10 protein-coding genes are annotated in these 14,057 nt (G+C 71.5%); 7 read left to right on the top strand and 3 right to left on the bottom strand.

All coding sequences use genetic code 11. The features are described 5' to 3' along the window. Positions 1 to 23: 23 nt before the first annotated feature. From ACFT2C_RS14515 to ACFT2C_RS14485, 7 genes are all read left to right on the top strand, one after another. Entirely contained in the window at positions 24 to 1,718 is a 1,695-nt protein-coding gene (locus ACFT2C_RS14515; protein WP_377207761.1) for a urocanate hydratase, read from the top strand. Then, positions 1,715 to 3,121, top strand: coding sequence for an allantoate amidohydrolase (locus ACFT2C_RS14510; RefSeq protein WP_377207760.1), 1,407 nt, complete (start codon positions 1,715 to 1,717; stop codon positions 3,119 to 3,121). The genes ACFT2C_RS14515 and ACFT2C_RS14510 overlap by 4 nt, the downstream gene beginning before the upstream one ends. Before the next feature lie 49 nt (positions 3,122 to 3,170). Next, entirely contained in the window at positions 3,171 to 4,622 is a 1,452-nt protein-coding gene (locus ACFT2C_RS14505; RefSeq protein WP_377207759.1) for a formimidoylglutamate deiminase, read from the top strand. Further along, entirely contained in the window at positions 4,619 to 5,815 is a 1,197-nt protein-coding gene (gene hutI / locus ACFT2C_RS14500) for an imidazolonepropionase (protein ID WP_377207758.1), read from the top strand. The genes ACFT2C_RS14505 and hutI overlap by 4 nt, the downstream gene beginning before the upstream one ends. Positions 5,816 to 6,071: 256 nt before the next feature. After that, positions 6,072 to 7,751, top strand: a complete 1,680-nt coding sequence (locus ACFT2C_RS14495; RefSeq protein WP_377207757.1) for an extracellular solute-binding protein — start codon at positions 6,072 to 6,074, stop codon at positions 7,749 to 7,751. A 131-nt stretch (positions 7,752 to 7,882) separates the two neighbouring features. Continuing rightward, positions 7,883 to 8,737: an ABC transporter permease gene (locus tag ACFT2C_RS14490; protein ID WP_377207800.1), complete on the top strand. Its 855-nt coding sequence runs from the start codon at positions 7,883 to 7,885 to the stop codon at positions 8,735 to 8,737. 11 nt (positions 8,738 to 8,748) lie between these two features. After that, complete coding sequence (locus ACFT2C_RS14485; protein WP_377207756.1) at positions 8,749 to 9,669, top strand: carbohydrate ABC transporter permease; 921 nt, start codon at positions 8,749 to 8,751, stop codon at positions 9,667 to 9,669. A 130-nt stretch (positions 9,670 to 9,799) separates the two neighbouring features. Here ACFT2C_RS14485 and ACFT2C_RS14480 read toward each other — a convergent pair whose 3' ends face one another. From ACFT2C_RS14480 to ACFT2C_RS14470, 3 genes are all read right to left on the bottom strand, one after another. Continuing rightward, complete coding sequence (locus tag ACFT2C_RS14480) at positions 9,800 to 11,590, bottom strand: beta-galactosidase family protein (protein WP_377207755.1); 1,791 nt, start codon at positions 11,588 to 11,590, stop codon at positions 9,800 to 9,802. A gap of 116 nt (positions 11,591 to 11,706) precedes the next feature. After that, the gene (locus tag ACFT2C_RS14475) at positions 11,707 to 13,050 is read right to left on the bottom strand and encodes an ABC transporter substrate-binding protein (RefSeq protein ID WP_377207754.1); all 1,344 of its coding nucleotides are present in this window, start codon (positions 13,048 to 13,050) and stop codon (positions 11,707 to 11,709) included. A gap of 75 nt (positions 13,051 to 13,125) precedes the next feature. Then, positions 13,126 to 14,055, bottom strand: coding sequence for a carbohydrate ABC transporter permease (locus ACFT2C_RS14470; RefSeq protein ID WP_377207753.1), 930 nt, complete (start codon positions 14,053 to 14,055; stop codon positions 13,126 to 13,128). Positions 14,056 to 14,057 lie beyond the last annotated feature (2 nt).

Here is a 14,057-nt window from a genome sequence, read left to right as displayed (position 1 = left end):
TACCCCTGACTGGAGACGCAACCATGAACCAGCCGTACGACCGGGGGACCCCCGTCGCCGTCCGCGCACCGCGCGGGACCACCCTGACCGCCCGGAGCTGGCAGACCGAGGCCCCGCTGCGCATGCTGATGAACAACCTCGACCCCGAGGTGGCCGAGCGGCCCGACGACCTGGTCGTCTACGGCGGCACCGGCCGCGCCGCGCGGGACTGGCCGAGCTACCACGCGATCGTGCGCTCGCTCACGGACCTGCGCGAGGACGAGACGCTGATGGTGCAGTCGGGCCGCCCCGTGGGCGTGCTGCGGACGCACGAGTGGGCGCCGCGCGTGCTCATCGCCAACTCCAACCTCGTGGGCGACTGGGCGAGCTGGCCGGAGTTCCGCCGCCTGGAGCAGCTCGGCCTGACCATGTACGGGCAGATGACGGCCGGGTCGTGGATCTACATCGGTTCGCAGGGCATCCTGCAGGGCACGTACGAGACGCTGGCGGCGGTGGCGGCGAAGATCTCGACAAGCTCGATCACCGGGGAGGCAACCCTGGCCGGGACCATCACGCTGACCGGCGGCTGCGGCGGCATGGGCGGCGCCCAGCCGCTCGCCGTGACGCTCAACGGCGGCGTCTGCCTCGTGGTCGACGTCGACCCGGCCCGCCTGCACCGCCGCGTCGAGACGCGCTACCTGGACGTCGTCGCGGAGTCGCTGGACGAGGGCGTCGCCCTGGCGCTCGCGGCGAAGAAGGAGCGCCGCGCGCTGTCGGTGGGCGTGGTCGGCAACTCAGCCGACGTCGTGCCGGAGCTGCTGCGCCGGGGCGTCGAGATCGACATCGTCACGGACCAGACCTCGGCGCACGACCCGCTGTCGTACCTGCCGTCGGGCGTCGCGCTGGAGGACTGGGCCGCGGAGGCCGAGAAGGACCCCGCGGGATTCACCGACCGGGCGCGCGAGTCGATGGCCCGGCACGTCGAGGGCATGGTCGGCTTCCAGGACGCCGGCGCCGAGGTGTTCGACTACGGCAACTCGATCCGCGACGAGGCCCGCCTCGGCGGGTACGACCGGGCGTTCGACTTCCCGGGCTTCGTGCCCGCGTACATCCGGCCGCTGTTCGCGGAGGGCAAGGGGCCGTTCCGCTGGGCGGCGCTGTCGGGGGACCCGCGCGACATCGCCGTGACGGACAAGGCCGTGCTCGACCTGTTCCCCGACAACGACCACCTCGGCCGGTGGATCCGCGCGGCCCAGGACCGGGTCGCCTTCCAGGGGCTGCCCGCCCGCATCTGCTGGCTCGGGCACGGGGAGCGCGACGTCGCGGGGCTGCGGTTCAACGAGCTCGTCGCCTCGGGCGAGATCTCCGCGCCGCTCGCCATCGGGCGCGACCACCTGGACTCCGGATCGGTCGCCTCCCCCTACCGCGAGACGGAGTCGATGGCGGACGGCTCGGACGCCATCGCCGACTGGCCCCTGCTGAACGCCCTGATGAACACCGCCTCGGGCGCGACGTGGGTCTCGATCCACCACGGAGGCGGCGTCGGCATGGGGCGGTCGCTGCACTCCGGCCAGGTGTCGGTGGCCGACGGCACGCCGCTGGCCGCCGAGAAGCTCGCGCGAGTGCTCGCCAACGACCCCGCGACGGGCGTGCTGCGGCACGTCGACGCCGGGTACGACGACGCCGTCGCGGCCGCCGAGCGCGGCGGGCTGCGCGTGCCGATGCGGGAGACGTCGTGACCGGAGTCGGGTCTCTGCTCGACGGGATCGCCGACGTCGGGCGGGCCGCGGCCGGCGGGTACGAGCGGTTCGCCTGGACCGCGCACGACCTGACCCTGCGCGAGTGGTTCGCCGCCGAGGCCGCCGCGCGCGGGCTCTCCGTGGTGACCGACCGCGCTGGGAACCAGTGGGCGTGGTGGGGCGACCCGGACGCCGACGGGCCGGGCGTCGTGACCGGCAGCCACCTCGACTCGGTGCCCGGCGGCGGCGCGTTCGACGGTCCGCTCGGGGTGGCGAGCGCGTTCGCGGCGCTCGACGCCCTGCGGGCCGCGAGTGTGCGCCCCGAACGGCCGCTGGGGATCGTGAACTTCTCCGACGAGGAGGGCGCCCGGTTCGGGCTCGCCTGCCTCGGGTCGCGAGCGGTCACCGGGACCGTCGGCGCGGACCGGCTGCTCGCGCTGCGGGACGGCGCGGGAGACAGCCTCGCGGATGTGCTGAGGCGGGTCGGCGGCGGGACGCACCGTGGGTCGAGCTCGTCGAGACCGGTCTCGACAAGCTCGACCCACGGGGGCGTCGGCGGAGTGCCGCTCGAGCACTACGGCAATGACCCCGAGGCGGTCGCGCGGATCGGCGTCTTCGTCGAGCTGCACGTGGAACAGGGCCGGTACCTGGCTGACCTGCCGTCGGACGAGGCGGCGCCGGTCGCCGTCGGCGCTGCGATCTGGCCGCACGGCCGCTGGCGCGTCGACCTCGCGGGCGAGGCCAACCACGCCGGCACGACGCCGCTGGCCCACCGCCACGACCCGATGCTCGACCTCGCGCGGCTCATCACCGACGTCCGCGCGGCCGCCGAGCACGCCGGGGCGCTCGCGACGCTGGCCAAGGTCCAGGTCGAGCCGAACGGCGTCAACGCGATCCCGTCCCGCGTGCGCGCCTGGATCGACGCCCGCGCGGAGACGGAGGACGCGGTCCGGGCAGTGCTGGGCACCTCGTCGACTGCAGACTCCGCAGCGGCAGCGCCGACTGCAGACTTGGTTGCGGTTTCAGGGCCCGGAGCCGCAACCAACTCTGCACTCGGCGGAGGGCTTGCGCCGTGGCGTCCCGTCGAGGAGTCCTGGACGCCCGCCACCGTGTTCGACCCGGCGCTTGCGGCGCGGCTCGCCGACGTCGTCGGGCGGCCGGGCTCGGACCTGCCCGCTCCTGTGATCGGGACGGGCGCCGGGCACGACGCCGGCATCCTCGCCGCCGCCGGCGTGCCGACGGCGATGTTGTTCGTCCGCAACCCGACAGGGATCTCGCACTCGCCGGCCGAGTTCGCGGAGCAGGCCGACTGCGAAGCGGGCGTCCGCGCCCTGACGGCTGTCCTGGCAGACCTGCTGACTCACGCGGGATCCATTCCGGTTGGTCGGCAGACTGTCAGGTAGTCGGCACCCCGGAATGCCGACCACCTGACAGCTTGCCGACCACACGGGCATGCAGCGTTACGGAGAGGGACGACCAGTGAGCTTTTGGTGCGAGCGGGCCTGGGTGCCCGGCGACCGCGGGGCGCCGGGTCGCGTCGTCGAGGCCGTGCGGGTCGAGACCGACGGCGGGCGGATCGTCGGCGTCGAGCCCGGTGCTCCGGCGTCGGACGGCGACGTGCGCCTCGGGGGGATCGTGCTCCCCGGCCTGGCCAACGCGCACTCGCACGCGTTCCACCGCGCCCTGCGCGGGCGGACACACGCGGGCGGCGGATCGTTCTGGACCTGGCGGAAGGGCATGTACGCGCTCGCCTCGGCGCTCACGCCCGAGCTGTACGAGCGGCTGGCGCGCGCAGTATTCGCGGAGATGGCGCTGGGCGGGACCACCGCCGTCGGCGAGTTCCACTACGTGCACCATCGCGCGGACGGGACGCCGTACCCCGCGTCCGAGGGCGGCCCGAACGTCATGGCCGAGGCACTGCGCTCCGCCGCGCGCGACGCCGGGGTGCACCTCACGCTGCTCGACACCTGCTACCTGCACGGCGGCCTCGGCGCCACGCGCGTCGACGCCGCAGGCGTCGGCCCGGAACGCCACGAGCCGCTCACGCCCGAGCAGGCCCGCTTCGGTGACGGCACCGTCGAGGCGTGGGCCCGCCGCGTCGACGCGCTGCGCGCCGCCTGGGCCGGCGACGACCGCGTGCTCGTCGGCGCGGCGGCCCACTCCGTGCGCGCGGTCACGCCCGACGAGCTGCGCGACGTCGCCCGCTGGGCGCGGGAGGCCGGCGCGCCCCTGCACGTCCACCTGTCCGAGCAGCCCGGCGAGAACGAGGCGGCGCTCGCGGCCTTCGGCGTCACCCCGACGCGGCTCCTGCACGACGCCGGGGCCCTCGGCCCTGGCACCACCGCCGTGCACGCGGTGCACCTGACCGACGACGACGTCGCGCTGCTCGGCGGCTCGGGCACGGGCGTCTGCCTCTGCCCGACGACGGAGCGCGACCTCGCCGACGGCATCGCCCCCGGGCTCCGGCTGCTGCGGGCGGGCAGCCCGCTGTCGGTCGGCACGGACCAGCACGTGACCGCCGACGTGCTCGCGGAGGCGCGCGGCGTCGAGGAGCACGAGCGGCTCGCGGCCGGACGGCGCGGCGCGTTCGATCCGGCGACCCTGGTCGAGCTGGCGACGTCGGCCGGGCATGCGGCGCTCGGTCGGCCGGACGCCGGGCGGATCGCCGTGGGCGCACCCGCCGACCTGGTCGCGGTGCGCCTCGACACGGCGCGCACCGCGGGCATCGACCCCGCGCAGGTCGCGTTGGTGGCGGGCGCGGCGGACGTGTCCGACGTCGTGGCGGGCGGCGAGATTGTGGTGCGGGGCGGCGAGCATCGGGCCGGGAATGTCGGGCGGATGCTCGCGGAGGCGATCGAAGAGACCTGGTCCGCCGCCAAGGAACCATGGAGGAGCAGAGCATGAGCGTGGTGCTGACGAACATCGGCGAGCTGGTCACGAACGACCTGGCGCAGGGCGCTGGATCGGGCGGGCTCGGCGTCGTGCCGGATGCCGCCGTCGTCATCGAGGCGGGCCGGATCGCCTGGACGGGGCCGGCGTCGTCGGCGCCTGCGGCGGACGTCGCCGTCGACCTCCAGGGCCGGTGCGTGCTCCCGGGCTTCGTGGACTCGCACTCGCACACCGTGTTCGCGGGGGACCGGTCCGCGGAGTTCGCCGCGCGGATGACCGGCGAGCCGTACACCGGCGGCGGCATCGCCACCACGGTCGCCGCCACCCGCGCCGCGACCGAGGAGGCCCTGCGGGCGCGCGGCCAGGCCCTGGTCCGGGAGATGCTCGCGCAGGGCACCACGACCGTCGAGATCAAGAGCGGCTACGGCCAGGACGTCGCCACCGAGGCCCGCATGCTGCGGGTCGCGCGCGAGCTCACGCCGGAGACGACGTTCCTCGGCGCCCACACCGTCCCCGCCGAGTACGCGGACGACCGCGCCGCATACCTCCACCTCGTGACCGGGCCGATGCTCGCCGCCTGTGCGCCGCACGCCCGCTGGGTCGACGTGTTCTGCGAGCCAGCGGCGCCTACCGCCTTCGACGAGGACGAGTCCCGGGCCGTGCTCGCCGCCGGCCTGCGTGCCGGGCTGCTCGCCCGGGTGCACGGCAACCAGCTCTCGGCTGGCCCCGGGGTGCGGCTCGCGGTCGAGGTCGGGGCGGCCAGCGTGGACCACTGCACCCACCTGTCCGACGCCGACGTCGACGCGCTCGCCGGGTCCTGGGCCGGCACCGCGCCTGGCACCTTCGCCACGCTGCTGCCCGCCGTCGAGTTCTCCACCCGTTCGCCCTACCCGGACGCGCGCCGGCTGCTCGCCGCGGGCGTGCCGGTCGCGCTCGCCACGGACTGCAACCCGGGCTCGGGCTACAGCTCGTCCATGCCGTTCGTCGTGGCGCTCGCCGTCCGCGAGATGCGGATGAGCCCCGCCGAGGCGCTCTGGTCGGCGACGGCGGGCGGCGCTGCGGCGCTGAGGCGGGACGACGTCGGCCATCTGCGGGTCGGTGCCCGCGCCGATCTCACCGTGCTCGACGCGCCCAGCCACCTCTACCTGGCCTATCGCCCGGGCGTGCCGCTGGTGTCGCAGGTGTGGAAGGACGGCGCGCGGGTCTGACCGCGAAACTTTCGAGCGCGCCCGAGACGATCGGTCGCTTCGCTGCCGCGCGCCCGGAGGCGACGAATTCGCCCGGACCGAGGGCTTGACGGGCATCCAACCCTGGCCTACTTTAACGGTAAATTTCCGAAACACCACGAAAAGCTTTCGATCAACCTCGTGTTCGGCAAGCCGTCGAACGCGGCCGGCTGAGCGCGACTGACGCAGGTGATGCCCGGGCACTGGCGCTCGGGATCGGTTCTCGATGAGGAGAGACATGACTCGTGACGTGACATCTCGACGGGCGCGCCGCGCAGGCCGGCGCATGACGGCGGTCGTGGGCGTGGCGACACTGCTCGCCCTGGCCGCGTGTACCGCGGACGGCGGCGGAGGCGACGAGCCCGACGGGCTCGAGCAGACCACCGGCGCCATGGCGAGCTTCGAGGCCGACCAGCAGTTCAAGGCCACTGAGCCGATGAACTTCTCGATGCTCTGGACGGACTGGCCCGAGCTTCCGGTCAAGGACTCCTGGCAGCTCTTCGACGAGATCGAGAAGCGGACGAACGTCTCCCTCGACCTGACCAACATCCCGTTCAGCGACGCGACGGAGAAGCGCAGCCTCCTCCTCAGCGCCGGTGACGCGCCCTACATCATCCCGCTCGTCTACACGGGCGAGGAGGAGAGCTTCGCGGCGTCGGGCGCGGTGCTGCCGCTCAGCGACTACGAGGAGTACATGCCCAACTTCCAGAAGTACGTGGAGGAGTGGGACCTGCGCCCGATGATCGACAACCTGCGCCAGGCGGACGGCAAGTACTACATGATGCCCGGCCTGCAGGAGGTCTCGGTCCCGGTCTTCACGCTCCTGGTCCGCAAGGACGTGTTCGACGAGGTCGGCGCACCCATCCCGGAGACCTGGGACGAGCTGCGCACGGGGCTCGAGAAGATCAAGGCCAAGTACCCCGACAGCTACCCGCTGGCCGACGGGTTCGAGGGCCAGTCGATGCTCAACTACGCCTCGCACGCCTTCGGGACCAGGGCCGGCTGGGGCTACGGCGACGGCACGTTCTTCGACGAGGAGGCCGGCGAGTTCGTCTACGCCGGCACGTCCGACGGCTACCGGGACATGGTCGAGTACTTCCACGGGCTCGTGGAGGACGGGCTGCTCGACCCCGAGTCGTTCACCGCAGCCAACGACGGCAGCGGGACGGTCACCGAGAAGTTCGCCGCCGGCAAGGTCTTCGCCGCCTCCGGCTCGAACGGCACCGTGCAGGAGTTCTCGACGGCGCTCGACGAGACCGAGGGCAAGGGCAACCACGAGGTCGTCGAGATCGCGCCCCCGGGCGGCGAGGCCGGCCAGGTCGTCGAGCCGCGCAACTTCTGGAACGGCTTCATGGTGAACTCCGAGGCCAAGGACGACCCGCACTTCATCGCCATGCTGCAGTTCCTGGACTGGCTGTACTACAGCCCCGACGCCCGCGAGATGCTGCGCTGGGGCGTCGAGGGCGAGACGTACACCAAGTCCGACGACGGGAAGTTCACGCTCGAGCCCGACTACTCGCTCGACGCGTTCAACCTCAACCCCGACGCGCCCACGGACATCGGAAAGGACCTGGGGTTCTCGTCGGAGGTCCTCGCGGGCTCCACCGAGTCCAGGGCCCTCAAGGAGTCGTACAACTCGCCCCAGTTCGTGGAGTACATCGACTCGGTGCTCTCGACGAGGACGCCGCGCGACCCGTTCCCGCCCGCGCCGCTGAACGAGGCGGAGCTCGAGCAGGCCTCGCTCCTGACGACGACGCTCACGGACACCGTCAACACCAACACGCTCAAGTTCATCCTCGGCGAGCGTGACCTCAGCGAGTGGGACGCGTACGTCACCGAGCTCGAGGGCCAGAACCTGCAGGGGTACCTGGACCTCGTCAACGGCGCCTACCAGCGCTTCGCCGAGAGCAACGGGTAGTGGTCGCCGAACCACTGGTCGGCCGACGGCCCGCCGTCGGCCGACCACAGGGAAACACCGCTCGACCGGGCGGTCACGGGCCCAAGGTGCCGTGGCGGGTCGTGTGGCGGCGGGACGGCGTCCTCTACCTGATGGCCGTCCTGCCGGTCGTGTTCCTCCTGATCTTCCGCTACGGCCCGATGCTGGGGAACGTCATAGCGTTCCGCCGGTTCCGGCCGGGCGGGAGCATCTTCGGCGAGGAATGGGTGGGGCTGCTCTACGTCGACATGTTCATCAACGACCCGATGTTCTGGCACGTGTTCGGCAACACCGCTGCCATCGGGCTGCTCACGCTCATCGTCGGCTTCCCCCTGCCCATCGTCCTGGCGCTCCTGCTCAACGAGGTGCGCAAGAAGGCGTTCAAGCGGGTGGTCCAGTCGATCTCCTACCTGCCGCACTTCCTCTCGGTGGTGATCGTCGCCGGCATGGTCATGCAGCTCCTGTCGCTGCAGGGCACCGTCAACCAGATCACCGAGGCCTTGGGCGGGGAGGCGATCCCGTTCCTGCAGCGGCCGGAGTGGTTCCGCGTGATCTACGTCGGGTCGGAGGTGTGGCAGACCCTCGGGTGGGGAACCATCCTCTACCTCGCCGCGCTGACGACCGTCGACGCCTCGCTCTACGAGGCGGCCCGGATCGACGGCGCCAACCGGTGGCGGCAGACGTGGCACGTCACCCTGCCCGGGATCCGGCCCACCATGATCACGCTGCTGATCCTCAACATCGGGACCTTCCTCAACGTCGGGTTCGAGAAGGTCCTCCTCCTCTACAGCCCGCTGACCTACGCCACGGGCGACGTCATCTCGACGTACCTGTACCGCGTCGGCCTGGTGTCCAACAACCTCAGCTACGCGGCGGCGATCGGGCTCTTCCAGGCCTGCATCGGGCTCGTCATGGTGCTGTCGGCGAACTTCATCTCGCGACGAATGACGGGAGCAAGCCTGTGGTGACCCAGAACGCCATGACCGTGTCGTCAGTCTCGGCGGGCTCCGGGGTGTCGGTCGGCCCGCGCGACACGCGGGGCTACCAAGCCTTCACGGCCGCCAACACGGTAGTGCTCCTGCTCGTGTGCGCGGTGATGCTCTATCCGTTCGTGACCGTGATCGCCCAGTCGTTCTCCAGCCCGGGCGCGATCAAGGCCGGCCTGGTCAGCGTGTGGCCGGTCGGGTTCAACCTCGACACCTACGGCGCTGTAGCCCAGAACGGGACGTTCTGGGGCGCGTACGGCAACACCGTGCTGTACACCGTCCTCGGAACGACCATCGCGATGGTCCTCACGACGACCTTCGCGTACGCGATCTCCAAGCCCCACCTGCGGGGCCGGAACGTCCTGATCGGGATCGCCGTCTTCACGATGTTCTTCAACGGCGGCATCGTCCCGAACTACGTGCTGATCTCGGCCCTCGGCATGAAGAACACCATGTGGGCGGTGATCCTGCCGGGGGCGATCTCGGTGTTCAACCTGCTGGTGATGAAGGCCTTCTTCGAGAGCCTGCCCCGGGAGCTCGAGGAGGCCGCGCAGATCGACGGGCTGGGCTGGTTCGGCATCTTCTGCAGGATCGTCCTGCCGCTGTCGAAGCCGGTCATCGCCACGATGGTCCTGTTCTACTCGGTCGCGTACTGGAACGACTGGTTCGCGGCGTTCCTCTACCTCGACAAGCAGGAGCTCTTCCCCGTGACGCTCTTCCTGCGCAACCTCATCGCGGGCGCGTCGACCACGGCGTCGGAGGGGGCGGCGGCCGCGGGGACGACGACGGCGGCCATCTCCGCGAACATCCAGGCAGTGACGATGATCCTCACGATCATCCCGATCCTGTGCGTCTACCCGTTCGTCCAGCGGTACTTCGTCTCGGGGGTGATGCTCGGCTCGGTCAAGGGCTGACGCACGAACAGGGTCTCGACAGGCTCGACCAGCGGTGGTCGAGCCTGTCGCACCGGTGGTCGAGCCTGTCGCACCGGTGGTCGAGCCTGTCGCACCGGTGGTCGAGCCTGTCGAGACCCTTGCCTGCGGCCTACTGCTCCGTGATGCCCAGGGCAGGGCCGGCCACGAAGGACGCCCGCGTGCTCGCCGCGCCGTGGAGCTCCAGGAGGACCAGCTCGTTGCCCGTCTCCCGCACCAGCGGGCCCGGGACGTACAGCGTGTGCGTGGGGCCGAGGCTCCAGTAGCGGCCGAGCAGCTCACCGTTGACCCAGGCCAGGCCCTTGGTCCAGCCGTCGAGGCGCAGGAAGTGGTCCGCCCCGGCGACCGAGTCGAACGTGCCCCGGTGCAGCCCGGCCGTGGCCGCGCCCCCGCCGTCGCCGTCGCCCCCGCCAGCGTCCAGCGCCGCCCGCAGCAGCTCCGGCGCGTCCTCGACGCGCAGCGCGCCCGCCTCCCAGTGGTCCAGCACCCGCACCGCCGTGCGCACGGACCCGATCAGCCCCTTGGGCTCGCCGATCCGGGGGCCGTAGTCGACGTGCCCCTGGTTCTCGACCAGCAGCGTCAGCTCGCCCGCCCGGGCCGGCAGGGCGACGGCGTACGTGTGCGACCCGCGGTCGAGCACGCCGACCGGATCCCCGTCGAGCAGCACGACGGCCCGGTCGCGCACCTCGTCGACGGCCAGGACGGCGTCGTCGGGCCGGATGGTGGTGCGGTACACCGCGAAGCCCGACCAGAGGCCCAGCTCCTCCATCGTGGGCGCGTGGTCGAACGCGCCCAGGTCGCCGCGCACCAGCGCGGGCACGGCGGAGGCGAGCGGGACGTGCGCGGTCAGGGCCACGTCCAGGACGGGCGCCGGCTCCGGGACCGCCGGGGCCGCCTCGTCGGGCACCGGAAGGTGCCGCGCGATCACGTCGCGCATCGCGTAGTACTTCGCGGTCGGCGTGCCGTCCTCGGCGAGCGGCGCGTCGTAGTCGTACGACGTCGTGATGGGCCGGTAGATGCCCTTGTCGTTCGCGCCGCTGGTCAGCCCGAAGTTGGTGCCGCCGTGGAACATGTACAGGTTGACGGACCCGCCGGCCGCGAGCAGGTCGTCCAGGTCGGCGGCGTTCGCCTCGGCGGGCGCCACGTGGTGCTCCAGCCCCCACGAGTCGAACCAGCCGTTCCAGAACTCCATGCACATCAGCGGCCCCGTGGGCTGGGCCCGCCGCAGCACCTCGAGCCGCTCCGTGCTGCGCGACCCGAACGTCGCGGTCTTGTGCAGCTCCGGCAGGCCGCCCCGGGCGAGCATCTCGTCGTTGGCCTGGTCGCAGGTGAACAGCGGCACGTCGATGCCCTGGTCGCGCGTCAGGTCCACGAGCGCGCGCAGGTACTTCTGCCGCTCCGGCAGGGGGTCGTCGCCGTAGGCGCCGTACTCGTTCTCGATCTGCACCATGAGCACGGGGCCGCCGCGCGTCACCTGACGCTCGGCCACGAGCGGCAGCAGGCTCGAGTAGTACTTGCCGATCGCTTCGAGGAACCGCGGCTCGTGGCGGCGCACGCCGACGGCGTCGTCGGCCAGGAGCCAGGCCGGCAGGCCGCCGCCGTCCCACTCCGCGCAGATGTAGGGGCCCGGCCGCACGATGGCGTGCAGGCCCTCGGCGGCCACTAGGTCGAGGAACCGGCCCAGGTCGCGCCGTCCGTCCAGGTCGAACACGCCGGGCTCGGGCGCGTGGAAGTTCCACGGCACGTACGTCTCGATGGTGTTCAGGCCCATCAGCCGGGCCTTGTGGATGCGGTCGGCCCACTGGTCGGGGTGGACGCGGAAGTAGTGCAGCGCGCCACTGACGACCTGCATCCGCTCGCCGTCGAGCAGGAAGTCCTCGGGTCCGATGTCGAACATGGGCATAGATGCTCCCTCTGGGGTGATGTGGGGGTCCGCCGAAGTAGAGCGCCTGTCCCGCTCTCGCACGTGGCGAGCCTCATCGAGAAGGGGACAGGCGCTCTACTTCGGCGAACAGGTACTCACTCGCTGACGGTGAAGCCCTGCTCGTTGCCGTAGCTGACTATCGACTCCTGCCAGGCGCCCAGGGCGTCCTTCAGCGGGGTCGAGCCGGTGTAGGCCTGGCCGGCCGTGTCCGGGAACACGCTGTTCGCGTAGACCTGGTACGGCAGGTACTGCCAGCCGGGCACGACGCTCGTGGCCGACTCCGAGAGCACCTCGTTGATCTTCTGACCGCCGAAGTACTCGGACTCCTCGCCGAGGAACTTCTCGTCCGTGAGGTCCGCGAGCGTGGCCGGGAAGTTGCCTGCCTCGAGGCGCGTCGCGACGCCGTCGCCGACGTTCGCGTACTCCAGGAAGCCGTAGGCCAGCGCCTTGTTCTCGCTCGCCTCCGTGATCGACAGCGCGGAGCCGCCGTTCTCGGCGGTCTCGTGAGCGCCCTCGGTCCACTGCGGCATGGGTGCCACGCGCCAGTCGCCCGACGCCGCGGCGGAACCGGACTCGAGGTTCCCCGGCATCCAGGCGCCGGTCACCAGCGCTGCGATCTCGCCGTTGCCCAGGCCCTGGAACCACTCGTCGGTCCAACCGGGGACGTCCGACAGGAGACCGTCGTCGATGAGCCCCTGCCACTTCTCGGCCCACTTGGCCGAGCCCTCGTCGGCGAGGTCGACCGTGACGTTCGTGCCGTCCACCTTGAACGGGTGACCGCCGGCCTGCCAGATCATCGACGTCGCGAACCCGGCGTCGCCGCTGTCCGACGTGATGTACGTGTTCGGGTCGTAGTCGTGGATCTTCTTGGCGGCGTCGGCGAACTCGTCCCAGGTGGCGGGCACCTCGACCCCGGCCTCCTCGAAGACCCTCGCGTTGTAGAACAGCGCCATCGGGCCGGAGTCCGTCGGGAGGCCGTACACCGCGTCGCCGTCGGTCACCGAGTCCCACGGGCCGGGGGAGAAGGTGTCGCTCAGCTCGCTCGCGCCGAAGGGCGCGAGGTCCGCGAGGGACTTGCCGATCGAGAACTGCGGCAGGGCGTAGTACTCCATCTGCGTGATGTCGGGCACGCCCGAGCCCGCGCTGATCGCGTTCTGCAGCGCCACGTAGTGGTCGTTACCCGTACCGACGTTCGCGACCTCGACGTTCACCTTCGGGTACTTGGCCTCGAAGTCCTTGATGACCTGGTCCAGCGTGGGGTCCCACGCCCAGACCAGCAGGTCGCCGCCCTCCTCGAGCGCCGCGGAGACGTCCTCGGGGGACACCGTCTCGGCGGGGGCGTCGCCGCCGTCAGACCCGGACCCGCACGCGGTCAGGGTGAGCGCCAGGGCGCTCGCCGCGGCGAGCGCACCCAGGGCGCGGTGGTGGCGGATGGTCATGGTGGTTCCTCTCACTTCTTCGTCAGTCGAACGGAGTCTCTGTGGTTCATCTGGGAAAGGCCGTGCGGGGAGTGCTCACTCCTTGACGCTGCCGGCGGCGAGACCCGACTGCCAGTAGCGCTGCAGGAGCAGGAAGACCGCGATGAGCGGCAGGATCGTGAGGAGCGAGCCGGCGATGACGAGGTTGAAGATGGCCTCGCCGCCCGCCGTGGTCGCCTGCTGGTTCCATGCGTTCAGACCCAGGGTCAGGGGGTACCAGTCCGGGTCGCGCAGCATGATCAGCGGCAGGAAGTAGTTGTTCCAGGTGGCGACGACGGTGAACAGCAGCACCGTCACGATGCCGGGGGCGAGCATGGGCAGCGACACCTGGAAGAAGGTGCGGGCCTCGCTGGCGCCGTCGATCCGGGCGGCCTCCATGATCTCGTCCGGCACCGCGTCGGCGGCGAACGTCCACATGAGGTAGAGCCCGAACGGCGAGATGAGCGACGGGATGATCACCGACCAGGGCGTGTTGGTCAGGCCCATGTTCGCGAACATGAGGAACGTGGGCACGGCCAGGGCGGTGCCCGGGACGGCCACGGCGCCGATGACCGTCGCGAACACGGCGCGCTTGCCGGGGAAGGTGAACTTCGCGAGGCCGTAGCCGCCGAGCAGGGCCAGCAGCGTGGCGCCGCCGGCGCCCAGCACCACGTACATGAGCGTGTTGAGGAACCAGCGCCCGAACACCCCGCCGTCATAGGTCAGGACGCCGACGATGTTGTCCCAGAGGGCGAAGTCGCCGCTGAACCACAGCCCGAACGAGCTGAACAGGTCGGGCTGGGTCTTCGTCGCGTTGATCAGGAGCCACACCAGCGGGATCAGGGCGTAGATGCCGACCAGTGCGGTGAGGACCGTGAGCAGGATGCTGCGCGTGGGCCGGGCGTGCGAGCTGCGGCGCTGCCGGATGCGGGGGCGGGGCCGGTGCGTCCGAGCGGTGGGCGCGGTCATCAGGGTGTTCGTGCTCATGG

This window comes from Promicromonospora sp. NPDC057138 (assembly GCF_042670845.1).
GTDB lineage: Bacteria > Actinomycetota > Actinomycetes > Actinomycetales > Cellulomonadaceae > Promicromonospora.
Note: the sequence above shows the minus strand (reverse complement) of the source record. Positions and strands in the feature narration are given on the sequence as shown.